This window comes from Euzebya pacifica, from assembly GCF_003344865.1.
Lineage (GTDB): Bacteria > Actinomycetota > Nitriliruptoria > Euzebyales > Euzebyaceae > Euzebya > Euzebya pacifica.
The window spans coordinates 4,914,003-4,935,376 of sequence record NZ_CP031165.1; the positions used below are offsets into that span (position 1 = coordinate 4,914,003).

The 21,374-nt window shown below is 67.9% G+C and carries 21 protein-coding genes and 1 pseudogene; 8 read left to right on the forward strand and 14 right to left on the reverse strand.

What is annotated here, in order from left to right; genetic code table 11:
* Positions 1 to 28: 28 nt before the first annotated feature.
* On the reverse strand, positions 29 to 2,911 hold the full coding sequence (locus tag DVS28_RS21135; protein ID WP_114593232.1) for a helix-turn-helix transcriptional regulator: 2,883 nt from the start codon (positions 2,909 to 2,911) through the stop codon (positions 29 to 31).
* Between the two features lie 125 nt (positions 2,912 to 3,036).
* On the opposite strand from DVS28_RS21135, the gene DVS28_RS21140 reads away from it, so the two are divergent.
* From DVS28_RS21140 to DVS28_RS21165, 6 genes are all read left to right on the forward strand, one after another.
* Positions 3,037 to 3,435: a Rid family hydrolase gene (locus DVS28_RS21140; RefSeq protein WP_164710859.1), complete on the forward strand. Its 399-nt coding sequence runs from the start codon at positions 3,037 to 3,039 to the stop codon at positions 3,433 to 3,435.
* 56 nt (positions 3,436 to 3,491) lie between these two features.
* On the forward strand, positions 3,492 to 3,911 hold the full coding sequence (locus tag DVS28_RS21145; RefSeq protein WP_164710860.1) for a RidA family protein: 420 nt from the start codon (positions 3,492 to 3,494) through the stop codon (positions 3,909 to 3,911).
* 92 nt (positions 3,912 to 4,003) lie between these two features.
* Positions 4,004 to 4,762: a sulfite exporter TauE/SafE family protein gene (locus DVS28_RS21150; RefSeq protein WP_245973566.1), complete on the forward strand. Its 759-nt coding sequence runs from the start codon at positions 4,004 to 4,006 to the stop codon at positions 4,760 to 4,762.
* A gap of 47 nt (positions 4,763 to 4,809) precedes the next feature.
* Entirely contained in the window at positions 4,810 to 5,856 is a 1,047-nt protein-coding gene (locus tag DVS28_RS21155; RefSeq protein WP_216826203.1) for an aldo/keto reductase, read from the forward strand.
* A gap of 34 nt (positions 5,857 to 5,890) precedes the next feature.
* Positions 5,891 to 6,544 (forward strand): VOC family protein, encoded by a 654-nt coding sequence (locus DVS28_RS21160; protein WP_114593234.1) that lies wholly within the window; start codon positions 5,891 to 5,893, stop codon positions 6,542 to 6,544.
* Positions 6,545 to 6,664: 120 nt separating this feature from the next.
* Positions 6,665 to 7,189 (forward strand): carboxymuconolactone decarboxylase family protein, encoded by a 525-nt coding sequence (locus DVS28_RS21165; protein ID WP_164710861.1) that lies wholly within the window; start codon positions 6,665 to 6,667, stop codon positions 7,187 to 7,189.
* A gap of 34 nt (positions 7,190 to 7,223) precedes the next feature.
* On the opposite strand, the gene DVS28_RS21170 is transcribed toward DVS28_RS21165, so the two are convergent.
* A complete protein-coding gene (locus DVS28_RS21170) occupies positions 7,224 to 8,426 on the reverse strand; it encodes an ATP-binding protein (RefSeq protein WP_164710862.1) in 1,203 nt (400 codons plus the stop codon).
* Positions 8,427 to 8,898: 472 nt separating this feature from the next.
* Here DVS28_RS21170 and DVS28_RS21175 point away from each other — a divergent pair, with 472 nt between their 5' ends.
* Positions 8,899 to 9,570, forward strand: coding sequence for a GntR family transcriptional regulator (locus tag DVS28_RS21175; protein WP_114593237.1), 672 nt, complete (start codon positions 8,899 to 8,901; stop codon positions 9,568 to 9,570).
* Here the strand turns inward: DVS28_RS21175 and DVS28_RS21180 are convergent.
* The 11 genes and pseudogenes from DVS28_RS21180 to DVS28_RS21230 all read right to left on the reverse strand — a co-directional run.
* The gene (locus DVS28_RS21180; RefSeq protein ID WP_164710863.1) at positions 9,567 to 10,658 is read right to left on the reverse strand and encodes an urea transporter; all 1,092 of its coding nucleotides are present in this window, start codon (positions 10,656 to 10,658) and stop codon (positions 9,567 to 9,569) included. The two genes, DVS28_RS21175 and DVS28_RS21180, sit on opposite strands and share 4 nt — an antisense overlap.
* Positions 10,648 to 11,667, reverse strand: a complete 1,020-nt coding sequence (locus tag DVS28_RS21185) for an urease accessory protein UreD (RefSeq protein WP_114593239.1) — start codon at positions 11,665 to 11,667, stop codon at positions 10,648 to 10,650. Before DVS28_RS21185 ends, DVS28_RS21180 begins: the two co-directional genes overlap by 11 nt.
* The gene (ureG, locus tag DVS28_RS21190; protein ID WP_114593240.1) at positions 11,664 to 12,317 is read right to left on the reverse strand and encodes an urease accessory protein UreG; all 654 of its coding nucleotides are present in this window, start codon (positions 12,315 to 12,317) and stop codon (positions 11,664 to 11,666) included. The genes DVS28_RS21185 and ureG overlap by 4 nt, the downstream gene beginning before the upstream one ends.
* 75 nt (positions 12,318 to 12,392) lie before the next feature.
* Complete coding sequence (locus DVS28_RS21195) at positions 12,393 to 13,127, reverse strand: urease accessory protein UreF (protein ID WP_114593241.1); 735 nt, start codon at positions 13,125 to 13,127, stop codon at positions 12,393 to 12,395.
* Positions 13,127 to 13,699 (reverse strand): urease accessory protein UreE, encoded by a 573-nt coding sequence (locus tag DVS28_RS21200; RefSeq protein ID WP_164710864.1) that lies wholly within the window; start codon positions 13,697 to 13,699, stop codon positions 13,127 to 13,129. The genes DVS28_RS21195 and DVS28_RS21200 overlap by 1 nt, the downstream gene beginning before the upstream one ends.
* Positions 13,700 to 13,705: 6 nt before the next feature.
* Positions 13,706 to 13,996, reverse strand: coding sequence for a hypothetical protein (locus DVS28_RS21205; protein ID WP_164710865.1), 291 nt, complete (start codon positions 13,994 to 13,996; stop codon positions 13,706 to 13,708).
* Between the two features lie 82 nt (positions 13,997 to 14,078).
* Positions 14,079 to 15,797, reverse strand: a complete 1,719-nt coding sequence (gene ureC / locus DVS28_RS21210; RefSeq protein WP_114593244.1) for an urease subunit alpha — start codon at positions 15,795 to 15,797, stop codon at positions 14,079 to 14,081.
* A gap of 64 nt (positions 15,798 to 15,861) precedes the next feature.
* Positions 15,862 to 16,236, reverse strand: coding sequence for an urease subunit beta (locus DVS28_RS21215; RefSeq protein ID WP_114593245.1), 375 nt, complete (start codon positions 16,234 to 16,236; stop codon positions 15,862 to 15,864).
* Positions 16,233 to 16,550, reverse strand: coding sequence for an urease subunit gamma (locus tag DVS28_RS21220; RefSeq protein ID WP_114593246.1), 318 nt, complete (start codon positions 16,548 to 16,550; stop codon positions 16,233 to 16,235). The genes DVS28_RS21215 and DVS28_RS21220 overlap by 4 nt, the downstream gene beginning before the upstream one ends.
* 133 nt (positions 16,551 to 16,683) lie before the next feature.
* Positions 16,684 to 18,162 (reverse strand): OFA family MFS transporter, encoded by a 1,479-nt coding sequence (locus tag DVS28_RS21225; protein WP_114593247.1) that lies wholly within the window; start codon positions 18,160 to 18,162, stop codon positions 16,684 to 16,686.
* Positions 18,163 to 18,805: 643 nt separating this feature from the next.
* Positions 18,806 to 19,807: pseudogene (locus DVS28_RS21230) on the reverse strand (IS256 family transposase); the annotation flags it as partial.
* A gap of 50 nt (positions 19,808 to 19,857) precedes the next feature.
* On the opposite strand from DVS28_RS21230, the gene DVS28_RS21235 reads away from it, so the two are divergent.
* Positions 19,858 to 21,089, forward strand: a protein-coding gene (locus DVS28_RS21235) for an IS3 family transposase (protein ID WP_245973567.1) whose coding sequence is annotated in 2 segments (ribosomal slippage) — positions 19,858 to 20,140 and positions 20,140 to 21,089 — 1,233 coding nt in all. Because the reading frame shifts where the segments join, the coding sequence is not laid out codon by codon here.
* On the opposite strand, the gene DVS28_RS30285 is transcribed toward DVS28_RS21235, so the two are convergent.
* Positions 20,983 to 21,351 (reverse strand): transposase, encoded by a 369-nt coding sequence (locus DVS28_RS30285; protein WP_216826204.1) that lies wholly within the window; start codon positions 21,349 to 21,351, stop codon positions 20,983 to 20,985. The genes DVS28_RS21235 and DVS28_RS30285 overlap by 107 nt on opposite strands.
* Positions 21,352 to 21,374 lie beyond the last annotated feature (23 nt).

Below are 21,374 nucleotides of genomic sequence, written 5' to 3' on the forward strand. Positions count from 1 at the left end.
ATCGGACCCTACCGGATCGCCCCGGTCCTCAGCGGACCAGTTCGGCCAGCTCGGCCAGCTCCACCCGGTTGCGCCGGCCGGTCTTGTGCAGCAGCCGTTCGACATGGGACTTCACCGTCGACGGGGAGACCACCAGCTGCTCGGCGATCTCGCGGTTCGTCAGGCGATCGCCGAGCAGGCACAGCACGTCGAACTCGCGTGCGGTCACCCCGAACGGCTGCAACACCTCGGGGACATCGGCCTTGCCCTTCCCGCGCCGTCGCTGTGGCGCACCGGCGTCGCGCGCCACTCCCGCGGCCCAGCGAGCGAGCTTGGAAAACCCGCCCTCGTCCAGCACCTGCTCGGCGCGCTGCAGGTCCTCCAGCGGCGTCCCCCACCCGTCCTCCAGCGCCGCGATGGCGACGAGGGCACGGAGGTGGGCGAGGAAGATCGACAGCCTGTCGGCCAGCGCGGGGTGTCGTTCCCGCAGGTCATCGAAGCCCGCCCGCGCGGAGTCGAGTGCAACCCTGTCGCCGGCCCGCCCGGCGATCACCTCATCGACCAGGAAGCGGGCGAACTGCATCACCGGCACACCGAGGAAGGCCGGGGTGACCAGCTGCTCCCGAGCAGCCGCCGTCAGGGGGTGGTCGTGGACCGCCAGCACCACCGGCGCGATGCACCACGGGGCGGTCGCGGTCGGCACCGGCATCTCGAGCAGGCGCTCGACCGACCTGGCGAACAGCGGGACCGACGACTCCACGTCCCCGACCCCGAGGTCGGACAACCCCTCGCACAGACCGGCAGCCAACCCGTCGACCTCGCAGTCGTCCGAGGCCGCCATCCGGGCACGGTCACCAGCCAGCCGGGCCTTCGCCCGCTGACCGTCCAGCGCGTGTGCCCGACCGAGCATCGCCCACCCCATCGCCTCGAGCTTGGCCGCGCCCGTGGTGCTGGCGGTGCTGATCAGCCGCTCGGCCCACATCGCCGCCTCACCGGTCCGGAAGCCGAAGCCGTTGATGTTGGCCAGGTTGTAGGCAGCCATGGCGCTGACCCCCAGCGCACCACACTGCACCGCCCGGTCGTAGGCCGCCGTGAAGCCCGACATCCCTCCCCGCAGGGTGGCCTCGCCGAGGCCCACCTCGATCAGCGCCCGGGCCTGCCACAGCAGCAGCCCCGCGTCCTCGGCGGCCTTCGCGGCGGCGGCGAAGTGGACGCCCGCCACCTCATAGCTGGTCTCACGGGCGACGCGACCGAGGACCTCCAGCGCCTCGCACCGGCTGACCCCGGCGTCGGCGCCGGCCTCGAGGGCACGCTGCGCCAACGCCTCGGCACCGGCCACGTCACCGAGCTCGATCGCGGCGATGGCCCGGAACGACAGGACGTCGACCGGCGCCCCGCCGACCTCGCCGTCGGGGATGACGTCGTCGAGGTGGTCAGCTGCGTCCTCCCACCTCCCCAGCGAGCCAGCGGCGCGGGCGCGGGCAACCACCACGCGATAGATGCCCGCCTGATCGTCAGCTTGACGCATGTCGGCGAGTAGCTGAGGGGCGAGCTCCAGCGCCTCCGGGGCCCGACCGGCCAGCGCGAGCGCCTCCAGACGGAGCTCGCGGGCGGCCAGTCCGCCCTCGACCTCCATGGGCAGCGCGTCGGCGAGGTCCAGCCGCGCGAGCGCTGTGGCGGTCGCCCCGACGCGCACGGCGCGCCGCGCGGACTCGACGAGGAGCTTCCGGGCTCGGGACGTCTCGCCCGCCGCCTCGGCGAGGACCGCGGCGACCTCGAGCTCGTTGTCACCCAGCTCCTGCTCGGTCAACGCGGAGAGCGCGTTGGTGGCGGCGTCCTTCCTCACCGACGGGGCCATGCTGGCGGCGACGGCATCCCGGGTGAGCGCGTGACGGAACCGAACGCGGCCGTCGTCGCTCCAGTCCACGATGGCGAGCTGCGCCCGGACGGCGTCGTCAGCCACCGCTGCGGCCTCGTCGCGGTCCAGTCCCATGCGCTGCAGCAGCACCGCGTCGATCTCGCGACCGACCAAGGCTGCGAGCTGCACGTTGCGCCGAGGGAGGGGTGGCAGGGAGCGCACACGGCGCTCGACGGCGTCTCGGTACGTCCGCGGGATCGACGGCGCCCGGCCCTCGTCGAAGCGCCACGCGGCATCCTGTAGGTGGAGGGCCTTGCTGACCACCGATTCGCGCGTGTACTCCTGGAGGAGCAGCGGGGTGCCCTCACCGATCCGCAGGGCGTGCTCGACGAACGAGGCCGGCGCGGCGCCGCCCAGCGCGTCATCGACGAGGAGCGCCGCGTCGGCGTCGGACAGGCGGCCGAGCTCGATGAGGCCGACGTCCGGGTGGCCGGCCCAGCGGCCCACGACCCGCGTGCCGTCAGCCGCCGCGACGTCACGTGTGGTGGCCAGCAGCAGCACCGGGTGCTGGTTCAGGTGGTCGGAGACGTAGTCGAGGACCTCGATCATCTCGGCGTCCGCCCAGTGGAGGTCCTCCACGATCCAGAGCACCGGAGTGTCGGGGCAGGAGGACAGGAGGCGCAGCAGCGCCTCGCCGACCACCAGCGGGTTGTGCTGGCTGTCGGCGGCATCGCCGGCGCCCAGCAGCGTCCGCAGCCCGGCGCCGAAGATCCCCTCGTTGATCTCCGTGTGCGCGGCCCCGCCAGTCATGGCACCCAGCGCCGCTTCGCTGAGTGCACGCAGCGGTGGTGCCGGCGGCGGCGTGCAGCGGCTCAGCACGCACGAGCCGTCGACATCAGCGGCGAACGTTGCCACGAGCGCGGACTTTCCGATCCCCGGCGCGCCGCTGACCAGCACCCCCCGCCCTCCGGCATCGGCGGTGCCGGTCCACGCCGAGCGCAACGACGCCAGGTCGACGTCCCGACCGATCAGCCGACCCCTGGTCGCCTCCCCCGCTGTCCGCCGTGCTGCCACGCCGGCAACCTAGCGCACCGCAATATTCCGCCGATCCGGCGGACGACGGCCGCCGCCGCGGGGCGGATGGTGTGCACAGAGCGATTCGGCAGCAGGCCGGGTCCGCCACCACCGAGGAGAGCGCCGTGGCGACGATCATCAAGGAGGAGCTGCGCGCCGGCCCGTTCCACGAGCTGTTCGCACAGGGCGTCTGCGTCGGGGACACCATCCACCTGTCCGGCGCGGTCAGCCTGGACCAGGCGGGCGGCGTCGTCGGCGTCGGCGATCTCGGTGCCCAGGTCCGGCAGTGCTACGCCAACATCGGCACCGTCCTGCACCGCTTCGACGTCACGTTCCACAACCTCGTCGACGAGACCTGGTTCGTGACCGACATGGCCCGGGTGATGGGCGAGCTCGGGTCGGTCACCGCGGCGCGGGCCGACTTCCTGGGCGAGCGTCCGCAGATCACCCAGACGATGGTCGAGGTCGCCGGGCTGGTCATGCCCGAGCTGCTCGTCGAGATCAAGTGCATCGCCCGTCGCTGAACCGTCGCCTGCCCACACAGACCCTGAACGCAACACACACCAAGAGGAGCACCACCATGAGCACGATCACCCGCACCCCCGTCAACCCCGTCGCCTGGGGCCAGAACTTCCTGATGCATCAGGGCGAGGTCACCGAGGGCGCCCAGCGCGTCCTGCGCTGCAGCGGCCAGGTCGACCTGGTCGAGGACGCCGACGCCCCGATGGGCCTGTCGGCCGGCCACGAGGACGTCCGCGGCCAGCTGCAGGCCATCCTGGACTCGCTGGACGCGCTGCTGGAGGGCGCTGGCATGACCCGCGCCGACATCGTCCACCTGACCTTCTACGCCACCGACATCCCGGCCACGCTCGAGGCCTACGACGTCTACGCCGCTTGGATCGGCGAGACCGGCGCCATGCCGCCTCAGTCGATGATCGGCGTGGCGTCGCTGGTCGACCCGGGCCTGCACCTCGAGATCGAGATGACCGCGGCCCGCTGAGCTGCCGGGGCCATGCTGGTCCCGGACCCGATTGGTGCGATGCCGGGCTGGATGATGCCCTCGTGCGGAGTCAGGCCTAGGCTGCCGCCCCGGTGTTGTCACTGGAGCTGTTCCTCGTCGTCCTCGCTGGCTTCGGCGCGGGGACGGTCAACGCCATCGTCGGGTCCGGGACCCTGATCTCGTTCCCCACGTTGGTCCTGCTGGGCTACCCACCGCTGCTGGCCAACGTCAGCAACAACCTCGGCCTGGTTCCCGGTTCCCTCGCCGGGGCCGTCGGGTACCGCCGTGAGCTGAAGGGACAGGGCACGCGGCTGCGGTGGCTCGTCCCGGCCTCGCTGGTCGGGGGCAGCGTGGGCGCCCTCGGCCTGCTGGTCCTGCCCGCTGCGGCGTTCGACGCCATCGTGCCGGTCCTCGTGGCCCTGTCGTTGGTGCTGGTCGTGGTGCAGCCGCGGTTGCGCGAGCGGCTGGCGGGGCGGCTGGTGGAGGACCGCGACGGCCGTCCCTCGACCGGGCTGATCGTCGGGGTCGCCCTGGCCGGGTGCTACGGCGGCTACTTCGGTGCCGCGCAGGGCATCCTGCTGATCGCGCTGCTCGGCAGCCTGCTGACCGACGACCTCCAGCGGCTGAACGGGACCAAGAACGTCCTGGCCACGGTCGTCAACGCCGTCGCAGCGGTGGTGTTCCTCTTCGGCGCGGACATCGACTGGACGGCGGTCGGACTGATCGCCGTCGGATCGACGGCCGGTGGGTTCGTCGGGGGCCGCTACGGTCGCCTGCTGCCACCGACGGTGCTGCGGGCCTTCATCGTGGTCGTCGGCGTGGCCGCCCTGATCCGGCTGCTGGCCCCCTGACCCGGCCCGCCGTGCACGCCCCCGCCTGACGGCCGAGACTGCAGGGCATGGAGCAGCCCAACCACGAGATGCCCGTCGCCCAGCTCGGCCCACGCGGTCCCGTCGTGTCCCGGCTTGCGCTGGGGACCATGACCTTCGGTGCCGAGACCGCGGCCGAGGAGGCCCACCGCCAGCTCGACGCCTTCCACGACGCAGGCGGCACGTTCCTCGACACCGCCGACGTGTACGCCGACGGCGAGTCCGAACGCATCGTCGGCGAGTGGCTGCGGTCCCGTGGCCACGACGACGTGATCGTGGCCACCAAGGGTCGTTTCGCCCCACCACCGGGGTCGCCGGGGGCGTCACGTCGCGGGTTGGTCCGGGCGATCGACGCGTCCCTCGACCGGCTGGGCGTGGACTCGATCGACGTCTACTTCGTGCACGGCTGGGATCGCGACACCCCGATCGAGGAGACCCTGGACGTGCTGAGCGCCGAGGTCCGCAAGGGCAAGCTGCACGCCGTCGGCTGGTCCAACGTGACCGGCTGGCAGCTGAGCCGGCTGATGACCACCGCACGGCTCGGCGGGTACGTCGTGCCGACGGTCGTGCAGCCCCAGTACAACCTGCTGGACCGGTCCATCGAGCTGGAGGTGCTGCCGTGCGCCATCGACGAGAAGCTGGCGGTGACGCCGTGGTCGCCGCTCGGGGGCGGATGGCTGACGGGGAAGTACCAACGCGATACACAGCCGACGGGTGCCACCCGGCTGGGTGAGGACCCCAACCGCGGGGTCGAGGCCTATGACACCCGCAACACCGAGCGGACATGGCAGGTGCTGGACGTGGTCGGGGCCATCGCCGAACGGCACGACCGGTCCATGGCCGAGGTCGCCGTCGCCTGGCTCCTGACCCGCCTGAACGTCGCGTCGGTGCTGCTGGGGGCCCGAACGCTCGAGCAGCTCGAGCAGGTCCTGCCGGCAGCCTCCCTGGCCCTCGACGCCGAGGACCTCGAGCAGCTGGCCGCTGTGTCGGCTCCGGGGCTGCCCGACTACCCCTACGGTGTGGTCGAGTCGTTCAGCGACATGGCGATCTGGAAGGTGCTGGGGACAGCCGGCTGAGCCGGCCCCGGATCCCGCGACGAGGAGGAACAGCATGGGCGATGACCGGACGATCCTGACCGCCGCCGCGGTCGACGCGGAAGGGCTGCAGGACTGGCGGATGCTGCTGCACCGCCTGCATGCCCGCTTCGACACCGGCGGCTTCGCGACGGGCCTGGCGTTGGTCGACGACATCGGCGAGGCCGCCGAGGCGGCGAACCACCATCCCGACGTCACGCTCACCTATCCCCTCGTCGAGATCCGGCTGACCAGCCACGACGTGGGCGGAGTCACGATGCGCGACGTACGGCTGGCCCGACGGATCAGCGAGATCGCGAGCGCGCACGGGGTCACCGCCGACCCGGCATCGCTGATGGCCGTGGAGTGGGCGCTCGACACCCACGACCACACCGAGGTCGCCCCGTTCTGGGCAGCGCTGCTGGACCTGGAGCTCGACGGCGACGAGGTCCACGACCCCGACGGGCTGCTGCCGACCATGTGGTTCCAGCCGACCGATCCGATTGACCCGCCGGCCCAGCGCTGGCACCTCGACGTGCGTGTCCCGCCGGAGACCGCCGAGGGCCGGATCGCCCGGGCCCTGGCCGCAGGCGGCACCCTGGTCTCCGACGAGGCCGCGCCGTCGTTCTGGGTGCTGGCCGACGCCCAGGGCAACCGCGCATGTGTCTGCACGTGGAAGGGCCGGGACTGATCGGTCCCACGGCGGGGGTTGAAGGTCCCGTTTCGGTAGGACTATGTTCATCATTGTCATGGTTCGGCCAGCAGGCCGGGCCCGCCGATGGGGCGAGTGATCGCCCGGGGAGTTCCCGCCATGCCAAGGGTCGCACTGCTGAGCGAGGAGGCCGGGGCGCAGTTCCGCAGGTCCGTCGGACCGGAGGCCGGACGGGCGCTCGCGCATCGTCCCGCGATGGCCGAGGTGATCGGACGGTTCAACGCCGTGGTGGCCCGCAGCGAGCTGCCCCCGCGGTTGCACGAGCTGGTCCGGTACCGCATCGCGCAGCTCAACGGCTGCCAGCGATGCCAGACCTACCGGATGCCGGGGGCGCCGGTCAGCGAGGAGGACCTCGCACTGGTGGAGGGGTGGGCGTCCGACGACGCGTTCGAACCCCTCGAGCGGCTGGCCCTGGACTTCGCGGAGCGCTTCTCCACCGACCCCTCGTCCGTCGACGACGCCCTGTGCGACGGGCTGAAGGCGGGCCTGGGCGACGACGGACTCGTCGACCTGGCGGTGTGCGTGTCGAAGTACGTGGGGACGGGCCGCCTCATCACCGTCCTCGACCTCGACCAGGCCTGCACGCTGCCGTGGACCTCCGACGAGGCGCAGGCCGTCTCCTAGCCGCCATCCCCCGGGAGTCGGAACACCAGGAGCGTCAGCGTGCGAGGTCGGCCAGGTAGCTGGCCATGCCGGGCAGGGCGAACCGGATCCGGCCGTCGGGCCCGCGGCGGATCACCTGGTGGTCGTCGACGAGCCGCTGGTGCATGCCGCCGCACATCGACGCGGTCGCGTCGGGGTCGGCCTTCCACGCCCGGCAGACCCGTGTCGGGGTCCGTTCCTCGTCGGACAGGGATGCGGCGGCGACGAGGTAGGCGACCTGGTCGTCGGTGAGTCCTTCGAGGCGGGCGGCGTACCGCTGGCGCATCGATGGCTCGATCCGTTCGGCGGCGGTGTGTACCTCCTCCGCGGTGATGACCTGCCCGTGCCCGGCGTCCCATGCGGCCTTGCCGAGCAGCTGGAAGGTGTAGGGGTAGCCGGCGACGACGTCGACGAACACCTCGATGGCATCGGCATCGAACACGACGCCGGCGTCGTTGAACCGGCTGAACGTGACGAGCGCCTCGCGGACCTCGCGGTCGTCGAGCGGGCCGAGCGCGACGAGCTCGCAGCGTTCGCCGAACGTTACGTGCGCCTTGCGGAAGTTCGCGAGCGCGCCGGGCAGCCCGGCGAGCCAGACAGCGATCGGGAGCCCGTACCTGATCGTGCCCCCGGATGGGTGCTGGTCGGTCTCGGTGTGCTCCAGCGCCCGTTGGAGTGCGGTGAAGACGGCAGCCAGGTGGGTCGCGCCGACGTTCTGGACCTCGTCGACGAGGACGACGAGCTGCCGGGCGGTGTCGCGGGCGAGCCGGCCGACGTCGACGAGGGCGTCGGTGAGGGTGACCGACGCGACCGGCTCCTCCCCTCCCCCGGACACCGTGACGCCGGTCCCGGCAACCGTGACCCCGGCCAGCCGCGCCAGAGCAGCGGAGACCCGTCCCTCGAGCCGTTCGACGAGCGACCCGGCGGCTGCGGCGCCGGCCAGCGCGGCGGCGAACACTCGGGTGAAGTCCTCGCCCCGGGCAGCGGTGACGGACACGACGAGGCAGTCGCGTTCGCGGGCCTCATCGGCGAGCGCTTCCAGTAGCGCGGTCTTCCCCATCCCCCGTTCGTCCTGAACGAGACGAGGGACTTCCTTCACGCCGTCGGCGACACGGGGCAGGACGACATCGGTGAACTCGCCGACGAGCAGGTCACGGCCGGCCCAGACACCGGGCTTTCCCCAGCCGGGCTGGAACGGATTCGATCGTGCATCCCTCACGAGAAGCACAGTACCATACTCCGGAACTGTTACGCCGAAAGATAGTGTGCCGGTGATGCTCGGGCCTGCAGGCGGCCACCACTCGGGCCGGACCGGGACCATGGGCAGCTCGGCGAGCGCATCCGGCTCGTCGCCGACTCAGTTCCGGGCTTCCCGGGAAACTGGTCTGTGACCGCTGCCACGGAGGACCAACCCAAGGCCAGTGGCTCGGCAGTCGTCGTCGACCGCTGGAGGCGGGGCCGCAACCCAAGGAGGTCAACGGATTCCACAGGGCCCCGGGGCGCCAGTGTCACTGGGCTTGCCACAAACCAAACACAACATGTCGCCCGGTGCGAGACCCCCGGTCATGCACAACTCTCCTGGAATTCGTCCTACCCGGCTGAGTCCCAGCGAAAGGCCCTGCCCAGAGAGCCCTGCGATCGGTCGGTGTAGACTGTCCGACCCTGTCCCCAACGGTTGAATCGAGAGACGTGTGGAGATTTCCGACCAGGGGTTCGACACGCGTCCGATGGGACAGCGTGTGTACGACCACCTGCGCAAGAGCATCGAGTCACAGGAACTCGCCCCGCTCGAACGGATTGTGCAGGAACGGGTTGCCGAGGAGATGTCCACTTCCAGGACGCCGGTTCGGGAAGCGCTCAACCGCCTCATCCAGGATGGTCTCGTCACCTGGGTCGCCGGCGCCGGATTCTTCGTTTCCCAGCTTCGACGGAAGGACGTCGAGGAAACGCAGCATCTCCGCCGAATCCTCGAGGTCGAAGCGTTGCGGCTGGCACTTCCGGCCTACACACCTGCGGACATCCGCCATCTCAGGTCCATCTATCTCGAAATGGTCGAAGCCGACCCCGACAGGGCCGACTATGTCGATCTGACTCGACGGTTCCACCAGGCGTTGGTCGGCCCATGCCCCAACGAACTGCTGCTGAAGCACATAGACGAGGTATGGACCGTGGCCTCCTACGCCAAGGTCATCGGCCGGTACGGCGAAACACAGGAGAGCGTCGACATCATGATCGCGGACCACTTCGAGATCATCGCGGCGTTGGAGTCCGAGGATCCGGCCGCGGCAATCACACTCCTCGAGGAACACCTGGCGTCGGTGCACACGTCGATCACCCACATCCTTGCTGAGGACGAGGTCTAGCCGCTGCGGACGGTCTCCCGTTGGGCAAGGACCTCGGTCTTCCAACGGCGATAGTTGTTCTCCGGGTACGTTGCGTCCGCAGGCTCGACGGGCGTCAGTGCGGGGAACGCCGGCTTCGCAAGGATGAACAGCCAAGTCGTTAGGACGAACGGGAACGTCAGTGTCGGCATGCCGATGGGCGTGAGGACGACACCGATCGACGGCCACAGGAAGACCGTGACCACGACTCCGAAGAGTGCGTAGAGGGCCCCCGACCGGTTGAGCACGAAGAAGAAGCCGCCCAATGCGATCGCAGTCAACGCTGCATTGAATCCAAACAGTCCGGCGTTGATGGCGGCCTCGTCCGCTCCGGCAGCCATCGCTAGGAGGGTCGCAAGCAAGGAGCCTCCGACGGCCATCAGTGCGCCGACCCTCGTGTTCACGAGAATACCCACGGCCATGATGATGCCCGTGACCGCATTGTCCTGGAAGAAGATCTCACCGACGCCCTTGAATGTCCCGTTGAACACCGTTTCGGCGGTGTAGCCAGCCGTCTCGCCCAATGGGGCGGGGGAACCCGGGGCCAGCAGTGCTCCCGGCTCGAATCCAACAAAGGCGTAGACGGCGAACATCAACAACCAAGTCGCGAACACGAACGGGGCGGTGAGTACCGGTGTGCCGCGGCTGCCCAGGAGCGATCCCAGCGCTCCCATGACCACGGTGGACAAGGCCGCTGCCAGTGCCATGTACAGGTAGAGCTGCACGGATGGCCACTCGCCTATTGTGACATCGTTGCTCATGTAGAAGTTGAGGCCGATGCCGGCAAGGCAACCGTTGAAACCGAGGAGTCCCGCGTTGACCAGAGACCGGTCCATCCGCAGCAGCACAGCGGTCGCCGTGCTGACGATCGTGCCCAGGAGTGCAGCAACGAAGTAGACCCACGAGTTGACTGCAATGGCCGCCAGGATCACCAAGCCGGTGAGCCAGTTGCCCTGGAAGACCACCTGACCCACCCCGCGGAGGATCCAGTCGACCGATCGAATCGCCGGACTTCGTTCCGAGCCGGGAATCGGGCTGCGGAACATCTCCAGGGTGCGGTCAATGGCCATTGCTGTCCCTCCTCTTCGAACCCTCACGGCGGGTGACGTGGGGCTCGAATCCGTGCTTGATGCGGTAGATCGGTGGCGTGTCGACGCCGAGCAGCTGGCGGCGGGCCGCCTGCCAGGACAGCTGGGTGGCCGCTGCGGTCCGAGTGGTGCCCGAGCCGAGCATCCGGGCATGCGCTCCCACTTCGGAGGGAAGGACGCTGGCACTCCCGACCACTCCCTCGATGTCCTGCAGGTTTTCGTGCATCGCGTCGGCCAACGGCGCCGCGTCGTGTGACTCGGCGACAGCGAACATCACGGACATGTCAGAGAACTCCCCGAACAGCCCTGGCGTGGTGACTGCGCTGCGCCGTGGCTCGAGCACGTTCGTGTCCGCCATGATCAGCTCACCTGTCGGACGATGGCAGCGGATTCGTGAGTAGAGCAGGTCGAACGCCCACGACTCGCCGTGGCCCACTCGGCCCGGGGTGAGGTGCTCGCTGTAGAGAAGCTTCGCGGAGGGGTCGACGGTGAGGTTGACCTCGTTGTACAGACGGGAGCCCGACGCCGGGATCAGCGGATCCATCAGGACCTCGGCATAGGCCCCTTCCCCCACGGTGACGTCGACCCGCTGTGACGCGTAGTTGCGGCTCATCTCCATCACCTTGGTGGCCCCCTGGTTGGCCACCAGCACCTTGGCGCCATCACCAATCACCAACTCGACGCGGAGCCGGTCTCCCTGCAGGATCCCAGCTCCCACGTTCTGGATGAACACGACCGCCATGTCCTCGATGGCCGTGTCGAGGTAGTGGACCTGTCGGACGATCTGTTGGCCCGAGGAGAAGTTGCGGATCAGGTGGGTCCGACCGTTCCGCAGCTCGAAGTGCAACTGCAGGAACCCGGTCTTACCGTGTGCCGCAGCCGCCATCTGCACCAGCGGTTCCGAGCCGTAGCCGGAGAAGGCCGTGGGCAGGCGCAGCACGTCCGTCCACGCGTCCTTCTCCAAGTACGGCACGGCCGCCACCATGGTCATGCCACGGCTTCGTCGCGGCTGACCTCGGAGTCGAGGTCGATGAACAGGGCATCACGCAGAAGGGTCCTGTAGACCTCGTCCACACCTTCGCCGGTCTTGCAGTTGGTGAAGAGCACAGGTCGATCGTCGGGCCGCATCTGCCTGGCCTGTCGGTCCATCAGTTCGAGGTCGGCGTCCACGAACGGCGCCAGGTCCGTCTTGTTGATGACCAGCAGGTCGGAGTGGGTGATGCCCGGCCCGTTCTTGCGCGGGATCTTGTCCCCGGCCGCCACATCGATCACGTAGACGAAGTAGTCGACCAGGGCAGGGCTGAACGTCAGGGTGAGGTTGTCCCCGCCGCTCTCGATGAAGGCGACGTGGGCATCGGGGAACTGACGCTCCAGCTCCTCGAGCGCGCCGAGGTTCATCGTGGGGTCCTCGCGGATGGCCGTGTGCGGACATGCTCCGGTCTCCACGCCAACGATCCGCTCGGGCGCGAGGGTGTTCGCGAGGTTCTCACGGACGTGCTTGGCGTCCTCCTGGGTGACGATGTCGTTGGTGATGACGACCGGGTCGTACTCGCCCTTCACGAAGAGTGGGACGATCGCCTCGATAAGCGCGGTCTTGCCGGAGCCGACGGGGCCGCCGATCCCGATGCGGGGCATGCTCATGTGCTTCCTCTTTCCATGTTGAAGGCGGCCATGCCCGTGCGGGCGATGGCAGCAGTTCTTGGCTGACGCAGATGTTCAGCTGGCGAACATCCGCATACGGGAACGTTCGTGCTGCATCTGCATGACGTCGATCATGGGCGCGAAGGCGTGCATGTCCTGGTACGGCGTGTCCATGGTCGCGTCGCATGCTGCGGTCATCTTTTGATGGAGTCGCAGCATGATCTCCTGGGCGTGGACGTGATCGAGACGCATCAGGCGGAGCGCAGCGCTGATCAGCGCCGCGGTGTAGGCATAGAGTTCGCTCAGAACCGCGGTGCGTCGATCGATTCCCCACGCGTGGCTCACGATCCCAACCACAGCAGCGTGGCTGCCCACCGCTTGCCCCTGCTCCACTGCGGACTCGAACGCCGTCAGGAAAGGCGAGTCCAGGAGCCGCTGGGCAGTTCGGATGAACTGCCTTCCCGTCCTCACCGATGCGCTGGACGCCTCCTGCGGCAGGCGGAGGGCGTGGACGTGGCGATCGATGTCCACGGCAGTCGCCAGGTCGTCATCGGCTGCGGCCTTCCAGGCTGCAGCGACAGCCACCGCCTCGCAGCGTCCGAGCGAGTGGACCAAGTAGTCCGAGACGACGGCTTCCAGCGAAGCCGCATCATGGACACGCCCACTCTCCACGAACATCTCCAGGCCGTGCGAGAGGGTGTAGCGACCCGACGGAAACAGGCTGTCGGACAGCTGCAGCGTCCCGAGCAGGCTCTGGGCAGTCTGCGGGAACACCTCTTGGGGGGCCTCCCCACAGGACTCGGCGGCCATCAGGCTGGGTGACGGTGTTCGATGTGCGGCATCGCCGTCGGCACGTCGCCCGGCTGCACCGGGACGAACTCGGATTCGATGCCGTCGAAACCATGGGTCCGCACGACCGTTTCCATGACCTTGTGATCGATAGTGAGGGGCGCGTAGACGACATCGTCCTTGACGGTGATCGGCCAGTGCTGGTTCCCGAGCATGTGGCCGAGACGGACCCCGAACTCGAAGAGTTGGTCCGCCGGAATCTCCTTGCTCATGCGCAGGGCCATGGCCTCGCTCGGGGCAACCTCGATGAGCACCATGCGGTCGGACTCGTCACCGACGGCGAGGACATCGCCGTTCTGGAGTGCCTCGTCCATGGGGAGGTCCACACCGATGTCGGTGCCCTGATCGGTCCTCAATCGCACTCGGCGCCGCCCAGCATCGTGGAAGGGCACGAACACGCGCTCGACCTTCTTCTGCTTGTCGAGGCGCTGCACCTCCATCGACAGCGACTCGTCTGCATGGATGTTGCCGAGAACCTGGTTAGCGATGTGCATCAGATGGTGTCCTGTGTGATTCGTGCGGATGGGAGCCACCAGAAATCAACCCCGACGCTCCCGGAGTACAGCCAGCCACTCCTGACGCCGTGCACCCTCGTCGACGGGACCGAGGCGTTGGGAGGCGTCGTGCCGTGCACGACAGCGTGCGAACTGCCCGTTCTCGTCCAGGACGAGTTCGGCGTCGACCTCGAGGCGAACCGCGATGACGCACTCGCCCAGGTCGTGGCCGGCGAAGTCCCGGTTGAGATGCGTGGTGGGATCGATCGGACCGGCCAGGGACGCCACATGGCTTGCCCTGACCGTCCCGTGATGCACGAGCGAGGGATCGATCATCAGTCCATCCGGATCGACGTTGTCGGCCTGAGTGATGTGTCGAACTGTCACAATGGTCCTCGCTCGTGCGTCGGTGGCGGCGTCAGAGGATGAAGTACTTCTGCGTGAGCGGAAGCTTGTCAGCCGGTTCTGACGTGGCGACCTCACCGTCGACCTGGACCTCGAAGGTCTCGGGGTTGATCGTGATGTCGGCGGTGCGGTCGTTGAGCACCATGTCCTGCTTGGACACGGTCCTCGTCCCCTGGACAGCATAGATCTGGCTCTCCAGACCGAGTTCCTCGGGAACGCCGAGTTCGATGGAGGCCTGCGACATGAACGTGGCGCGCGTGGCCGTCATGGCCTTGCCGAACGCCCCGAACATCGGGCGGTAGTAGACCGGCTGGGGGGTCGGCAGCGACGCGTTGGGGTCACCCATCAGCGCCCACGCGATCATCCCGCCCTTGACCACGAGCGACGGCTTGGCGGCGAAGTCCGCGAAGTCCCAGAGCACGAGGTCGGCCATCTTGCCCGGCTCGATCGAGCCGACGACGTGTGCCATCCCCTGCACCCTGGCGGGGTTGATGGTGCACTTCGCCAGGTAGCGAAGGACCCGGAAGTTGTCGTTGCCGGATGCGTCCTCGGGGAGCGGGCCCCGCTGGTCCTTCATCTTGCTGGCGGTCTGCATGCACCGCGTGAAGTGCTCGCCGACCCGGCCCATCGCCTGGCTGTCGGAGGAGTAGATGCTGAGCAGGCCCCAGTCGTGCAGGACGTCCTCGGCAGCGATCGTCTCGGCGCGGATACGGCTTTCGGCGAAGGCCACGTCGGAGGGGATCTTGGGGTCGAGGTGGTGACACACCATCAGCATGTCGAGATGCTCGTCGATGGTGTTGACCGTGTAGGGCCGCGTGGGGTTGGTGGAGGAGGGAAGCGCCCACTGGTACCCGGCCACGGTCATGATGTCGGGGGCGTGTCCCCCGCCGGCACCCTCGGTGTGGAAGGTGTGGATGGCGCGACCGTCGATTGCGTCGATGGTGTCCTCGACGAAGCCCGACTCATTGAGGGAGTCGGTGTGGACGGCGACCTGGACGTCGTAGTCGTCGGCGACGTGGAGCGCGCACGAGAGCACAGCAGGGGTGGTGCCCCAGTCCTCATGGCACTTCAGGCCCGCCGCACCGGCGTGGAGCTGCTCGATCAGCGGTGCCTTGCGGGAGCTGTTGCCCTTCGCGAAGACCCCGATGTTCATCGGGAGGCCCTCGAAGGCCCGAAGCATGTGCTTGATGTTCCACGGGCCGGGGGTGGCCGTGGTGGCGTTGGATCCGCTGGAGGGTCCGGTGCCGCCACCGAACATCGTGGTCACGCCGATCGACAGGGCGTCGTAGACCTGCTGTGGGCTGATGAAGTGCACATGCGTGTCGACACCTCCGGCGGTGACGATCTTGCCCTCACCCGCGATGACATCGGTGCTGGGGCCCACGAGCAGGTTGTGGTCGACGCCGGGCTGGGTGGCGGGGTTGCCCGCCTGTCCGATGCCGACGATCTTGCCGTCCTTGATGCCGAGGTCGCCCTTGACGATCCCGACCATCGGGTCCATGACCACGACGTTGGTGATCACGAGGTCCAGCGCACCCTGCTGGGACGTGAAGCGCGGGTTCTGCCCCATGCCGTCGCGGATGGTCTTGCCACCGCCGAAGACGATCTCCTCGCCCGGGGTGCCGAAGTCCTTCTCGATCTCGATGACGAGAGAGGTGTCGGCGAGTCGTACCTTGTCGCCGGTCGTCGGGCCGTACAACGATGCGTATTGCTGCCTTGAGATTGATGCCATGGCGGCACGTTCCTTTCAGTTGGTCTTCGTCACCCGTCGAGGGCGTTCAACCCCCTTGGCGTTATCAGCCCTCGGCGCCGCCGAAGCCCTGGTCCTTCGCCGCCTGCATGGCCTGACGGCGAACCCGCTGGGAGTCCAGCGAACCGCTGACCAGCCCAGCGAAGCCGTGGACTCGACGGGTACCGCCCAGCGCCACCAACGTCACCTCGGCGTCGCTGCCCGGTTCGAAGCGGATAGCCGTTCCCGCCGGGATGTCGAGGCGGAAGCCGAGTGCCTTGTTGCGGTCGAACTCGAGCGCCTTGTTGGCCTCGAAGAAGTGATAGTGGGACCCGACCTGGACCGGGCGGTCGCCGGTGTTGGTCACGAAAAGCGTCACGGTCTCACGATCGGCGTTCAGGTCGATGTCGCCGTCCGCGGGAATGATCTCGCCTGCAGTCACTTGTTGCCTCCTGGCTGAATAGGGTCGTGGACCGAAACGAGCTTCGTGCCGTCCGGGAACGTGCACTCGACCTGCACCACGTGAACGTTCTCGGCGACGCCCTCCATGCACTCCTCGACGGAGACGACTTCTCGCCCGTAGGACATCAGTTCCGCCACCGTCCGGCCGTCGCGAGCGCCCTCGAGGATCTCGTCGCAGATGATCGCGATCGCCTCGGAGGAGTTGAGCTTGGTGCCCCTGTCGCGTCGGCGACGCGCAAGCTGGGACACATGGAAGATCAGGAGGTGATCCATCTCCCGTGGAGCGAGTTTCATTGTGCCTTCTTTCCTTCGCTGGTGATTCCGGTTCGTGGTCCGGTCGGAACGTCGACTGTGGCTGGCGGTCGCGCGGGCAGGACCGTACTTCGACCGCGGTCACGACGGGTCGGAGCCGTGGTGTGTCCTGGACCTAGCGATGATCCGACTTCGCCCGGCTGCCCACGACGTCGCGAGCGTCGACCTCTGCGTTCTCGATCAGCCCGTTCGTGCCCGGGTCGACCGGGCCGACCTCGTCGATGATCTGCTCCGGTCGGAAGGTCGGCTTCTTGAGCGTCGCGACCAGCACGGCCGAGACGGCGATCAGGCCGATCGCCCAGTAGTAGGCGTTGATGTACCCCGTGGCATCGCTGTACACGAGCGCGGTGATCTGCGGACCGATCACGAGCGACAGACCCCAGCCGTAGTACACGACCCCATAGTTCGCCCCGTACTGCTTCAGCCCGAAGTAGTCCGCCACGATTGACGGCGTGACGCTGAGTGCCGCGCCGTAGAGGGCGCACGCAGCGAGCGTGCCGAACGCGATGGCTGCGGGCGTCTCGTACTGAGTCAGCGCGAGCATGTTCACTGCCGACAGCGCATGCATGATCAGGTAGGTCCGCTTGCGACCGAGGAAGTCCGACACGATACCGCCGGAGGCCCTGCCGGAGGCGTTGGTGATGCCGACGAGCGGCACCATCAGCGGTAGGAGCGTCGCGATCGTCCCGCCGTATTCCCCCGACAGGCCCCCGACGGTCTGCTCGGAGAGGATCGACGTGACGTTGGAGATGACCAGGGCGCCAGCGGAGCAGTAGAGCGCGTAGATGGACAGCAACTGCCACGCCTGAGGGGTGCGCATGGTCGTCCAGACCGAAACGCTGGCCGACTTCTTCTGGGTCTCGCGAAGTTCCTTGCCCTTGGCGGCGACCATTTCGGGAGCCACGTACCCGGAAGGAGGGTCGACGACCGACAGCGCACACGGAATGCCGATGGCGAGGATCAGCAGTCCCATGATAAGGAACGAGGCCTGCATCCCGTCGGCGATCAGGGCCGTGGACTCCACCGTGCTCAGGAGCTCACCGGCTGCGTTGCGAGCCGCGTCCGGCACGTTGCGGTTCAGCAGCCAGACCTCCAGGGGGCCGAGCCACAGGGCCCCGAGACCGAATCCAGCGACCACGATCCCGTTGATCATCCCCTTGCGGCCCGCGGGAAACCACTTCATTGCGGCTGGTCGTGGGCACGCGTAGACCGCGGCAAGGCCTGCGCCGATGACGAGCCCGAAGGTGACGTACATGAGGGTCGGGTTCTGCACCGCGAAGCCGGAAAGGATCGTGCCACCTCCCACCATCAGCACACCGCCGAGCATCACCCAACGCGGCCCGATCCGGTCCTGAAGCGCACCCGTCAGGATGAGGAGCGCGGCGAACACCATGCCCCCGATCGAGTACGGGGTGGCCAGCGCGGACTCGGTCCACAACGGCTCCCCGCCGGCATCGACCATGGGCTTCAGGTAGTCCTTCAGGTTGCTCCACGTGTAGAGGATTCCCACGCTGAAGTTGGACAGAAGGCCAGCGACGAGGACGACGTACCCGCGTCGGGGGACCTTTCCCGTCATGGTGTGGCTGCTGGACATTGGAGCTCCCTTGGTCGGCGGATGCCTCCTGGGACACCCGCTCTGTCGGCGAATCCGGGGCCCGGCGGGGCCACATGGATCAGCACTGTATACACTGTCTACACTGGCGACAGTGGACGCTACTGCATCAAATGTTCATGCGCCAGCACTATTCGACGGAGATGACCAGCGGACTGCTGGAATCCGTCGATCGCGCCGCCCTCCGGGCACTCGACGTCCCTCCAGGGGGCACTGGCCACCCTTGACGACCCCAGACCCTCCGGGGATCTCCACGCCGGTACCCGCTCGATTGTTGGACCGGCTCCAGAGTCCTACTCAGGAAGCTGCTGATTGGCCTGGATTTCGTGGTCTCCCTGTACCGGCGGCGACTCGGCTGTTCCGCCGGTTCACCCCTTCGCACTGCAGTGGCTGTGACGGCCAGCCGATGAGGCCAGAGAACATGACACCCCGTAGGCTCGGGCGGATGCGCAGGTTGTTGGCCATTTCACTCGTAGCCGTTCTTGTGCTGCCCTTCGGGTCCGTTGCGGTGGCACAGCCAGACGGAGATCCGGCGACCACGAACCGTCTGGCGCTGCCGGGCACACGGCTGAGTCCCGTGAGGTGGTGGAAGTAGAAGGTCACCGTTCGTGAAGTTGTTGGCAGGCTATGCCGCGGTGGTGGTGGCTGTCACCTCGATGGTGGTGTCGGCGGCGATGGTCTTCATGGATTCCTCGGAGAAGTAGCTGCGTTCGGCGACTTGCCATTCGTCGTGCTGCTCGAGCAGGACGGCGCCGATGAGGCGGATGATGGAGTTGTCGTCGGGGAAGATGCCCACCACGTTGGACCGGCGCTTGATCTCCTTGTTGACCCGTTCCAGCGGATTGGTTGACCACACCCTGCGCCAGTGGGTCCTGGGGAACGCCGCGAACGCGGTGAGATCGGGTTCGGCGTCAAGCAGCATCTGGGCCGCGGCGGGGAACCGGTCGGTGAGCATGTCGGCGACGGCGCGGAGCTGGGCGGTGACGGCGGCCTGGTCGGGCTGGGCGTAGATGGTGCGGATCATGGCGGTGACCATCTCGCCGTGGGCCTTGCCGACCCGGGCCAGGACGTTGCGGTTGAAGTGGACCCGACAACGCTGCCACGCCGCGCCCTGCAGGTGCCGGCGGATGGCGGCCTTCAACCCTTCGTGGGCGTCGGAGATGACCAGCTGCACACCACCGAGTCCGCGGGTCTTCAAGCTCCTGAGGAAGGCACCCCAGAACGCTTCGTCCTCGCTGTCGCCCACGTCCAGCCCGAGGACTTCGCGGGTGCCGTCAGCGGCGACGCCGAACGCCACGACGATGGCGCGCGACACGACGTGGCGGCCGACGCGGCCCTTGACGTAGGTGGCGTCGCAGAACACGTAGGGGAAGTCGGTGTGGGCCAGGGTGCGGGCTCGGAACGCCTCGACGTGCCCGTCGATCTCCTTGCAGATCCGCGACACCGTCGATTTCGACACGCCCGAGTCCACGCCGAGTGCCTTGACGAGGTCGTCGACCTTGCGGGTGGAGGTGCCCTTGACGTAGGCGGTCATGATCACCGCCCACAGGGCCTGGTCCACCCGGCGGCGCGGCTCCAGCAGCGACGGGTAGAAGTTGCCGGCCCGAACCTTGGGGATCGCCAGCTCTGAACCGCACCGGGTCTGCCGGAGGCTCCAGTCCTTGAGAGGATGGAGTCATGAGCAAGCGATCAGGTCCGTACCCAGAGTCGGTGCGGGAGGAAGCGGTGAGGCTGTTTCGAGCCCACCGCGCGGAGTACGACTCGGAGTGGGCGGCGATGAAGTCGATCGCTGCCAAGTTCGGCGCGACGGCTGAGACGGTGCGGCTGTGGGTCCGCCAGGCCGATGTCGATGACGGTGTCGTTGATGGTGTGTCGAGGGAGGAACGGCAACGCATCAAGGAACTGGAACGGGAGAACCGTGAGCTCCGCCGGGCCAACGAAATCCTCAAGGCAGCATCGGTTTTCTTTGCAGCGGAGCTCGACCCGCGACCGAAGCGATGATCGCCTTCATCGATGCCCACCGGCACCGCGTCACCACCGACGGGATGGTGTGGGGAGTCGAGCCGATCTGTGCGCAGCTGCAGATCGCCCCCTCCACCTACTACGCCCACGCCACCAAGGCCCCCTCGGCCCGTCAGGTCCGCGACGCACAGCTGTCTGCTGACATCCGACGGGTCCACGCCGAGCACTACGGCGTCTACGGCGTCCGCAAGGTCTGGCTGCAGTTGAACCGCGAGGGCATCGCGGTGGCCCGCTGCACCGTGCAACGGCTGATGGCAGACCTGGGACTGCGTGGCGTCCGGCGTGGCGGCTGGAAGACGACCACGATCCCTGATCCTGCCGCGGCTGATCGTCAGGACCTGGTGGACCGCGACTTCACCGCCGAGTCACCCAACGAGCTGTGGGTCGCTGACTTGACCTACATCCGGCTGATCACCGGCGCGTTCGTGTATGCCGCGTTCGTCATCGACGTGTTCTCCCGCGCGATCGTGGGCTGGCAGGTCGCCACCACGATGCACACCGACATCGCCATCGATGCCCTTGATGCCGCGGTTGCCCGTCGTGCTGACGTGGCCGGCGTGGTCGTTCACACCGACCGCGGGTCGCAATATGTCGCGGTGCGCTACACCGAGCGGCTGGCCGAAGCTGGCGCGGTTGCATCGGTTGGATCTCGCGGCGATTCCTACGACAACGCCCTGGCCGAGACCACCATCGGGTTGGTCAAGACCGAGCTGATCCACCGCCACCGGTGGCGCTCCGCCGCCGACGTGGAGTTCGCCCTCCTCACCTACGTGGAGTGGTTCAACACCCGGCGGCTGCACCACCGCCTCGGTGGCATCCCGCCCGCAGAGTTCGAAGCCGCCTACTACGCTGACCGTGGCCAACTAGAACTGGCACTACCCAACTGAGCGAGCCTCCGAAGAAGCCGGTGCGGTTCAGCTCCACATCACCAGCCGGTGTTGACAGGGTCCGGGGTGGCCGGTGGCCGTTGCGCTGCCCCGTCCGGTCATCGGTGCGCTCGTGCAGCGCCGCCCCGATTGAGGCGGTCAGCTCTTCCTCGATCAGTGTCTGCAACGCGTTCTGGAGCAGATCACGAAACAGGCTGCGGTGCTCCTCGGTCAGCAGGTTCGTCGCAGCGTCGGTCAGCAGGTCATTATCAATGTCGGCCATCGTGTGGCCCCTTTCGAGAGATC

Coding starts and splice junctions, on each gene's coding strand:
- DVS28_RS21205 (WP_164710865.1), bottom strand. CDS start 13,996: ATGATCGATCCCTCGCTCGTGCATCACGGGACGGTCAGGGCAAGCCAT.
- DVS28_RS21180 (WP_164710863.1), bottom strand. CDS start 10,658: ATGGCCATTGACCGCACCCTGGAGATGTTCCGCAGCCCGATTCCCGGC.
- DVS28_RS21220 (WP_114593246.1), bottom strand. CDS start 16,550: ATGAAACTCGCTCCACGGGAGATGGATCACCTCCTGATCTTCCATGTG.
- DVS28_RS21165 (WP_164710861.1), top strand. CDS start 6,665: ATGCCAAGGGTCGCACTGCTGAGCGAGGAGGCCGGGGCGCAGTTCCGC.
- DVS28_RS21185 (WP_114593239.1), bottom strand. CDS start 11,667: ATGACCATGGTGGCGGCCGTGCCGTACTTGGAGAAGGACGCGTGGACG.
- DVS28_RS21225 (WP_114593247.1), bottom strand. CDS start 18,162: ATGTCCAGCAGCCACACCATGACGGGAAAGGTCCCCCGACGCGGGTAC.
- DVS28_RS21145 (WP_164710860.1), top strand. CDS start 3,492: ATGAGCACGATCACCCGCACCCCCGTCAACCCCGTCGCCTGGGGCCAG.
- DVS28_RS21195 (WP_114593241.1), bottom strand. CDS start 13,127: ATGGCCGCCGAGTCCTGTGGGGAGGCCCCCCAAGAGGTGTTCCCGCAG.
- DVS28_RS21160 (WP_114593234.1), top strand. CDS start 5,891: ATGGGCGATGACCGGACGATCCTGACCGCCGCCGCGGTCGACGCGGAA.
- ureG (WP_114593240.1), bottom strand. CDS start 12,317: ATGAGCATGCCCCGCATCGGGATCGGCGGCCCCGTCGGCTCCGGCAAG.
- DVS28_RS30285 (WP_216826204.1), bottom strand. CDS start 21,351: ATGGCCGACATTGATAATGACCTGCTGACCGACGCTGCGACGAACCTG.
- DVS28_RS21155 (WP_216826203.1), top strand. CDS start 4,810: ATGGAGCAGCCCAACCACGAGATGCCCGTCGCCCAGCTCGGCCCACGC.
- ureC (WP_114593244.1), bottom strand. CDS start 15,797: ATGGCATCAATCTCAAGGCAGCAATACGCATCGTTGTACGGCCCGACG.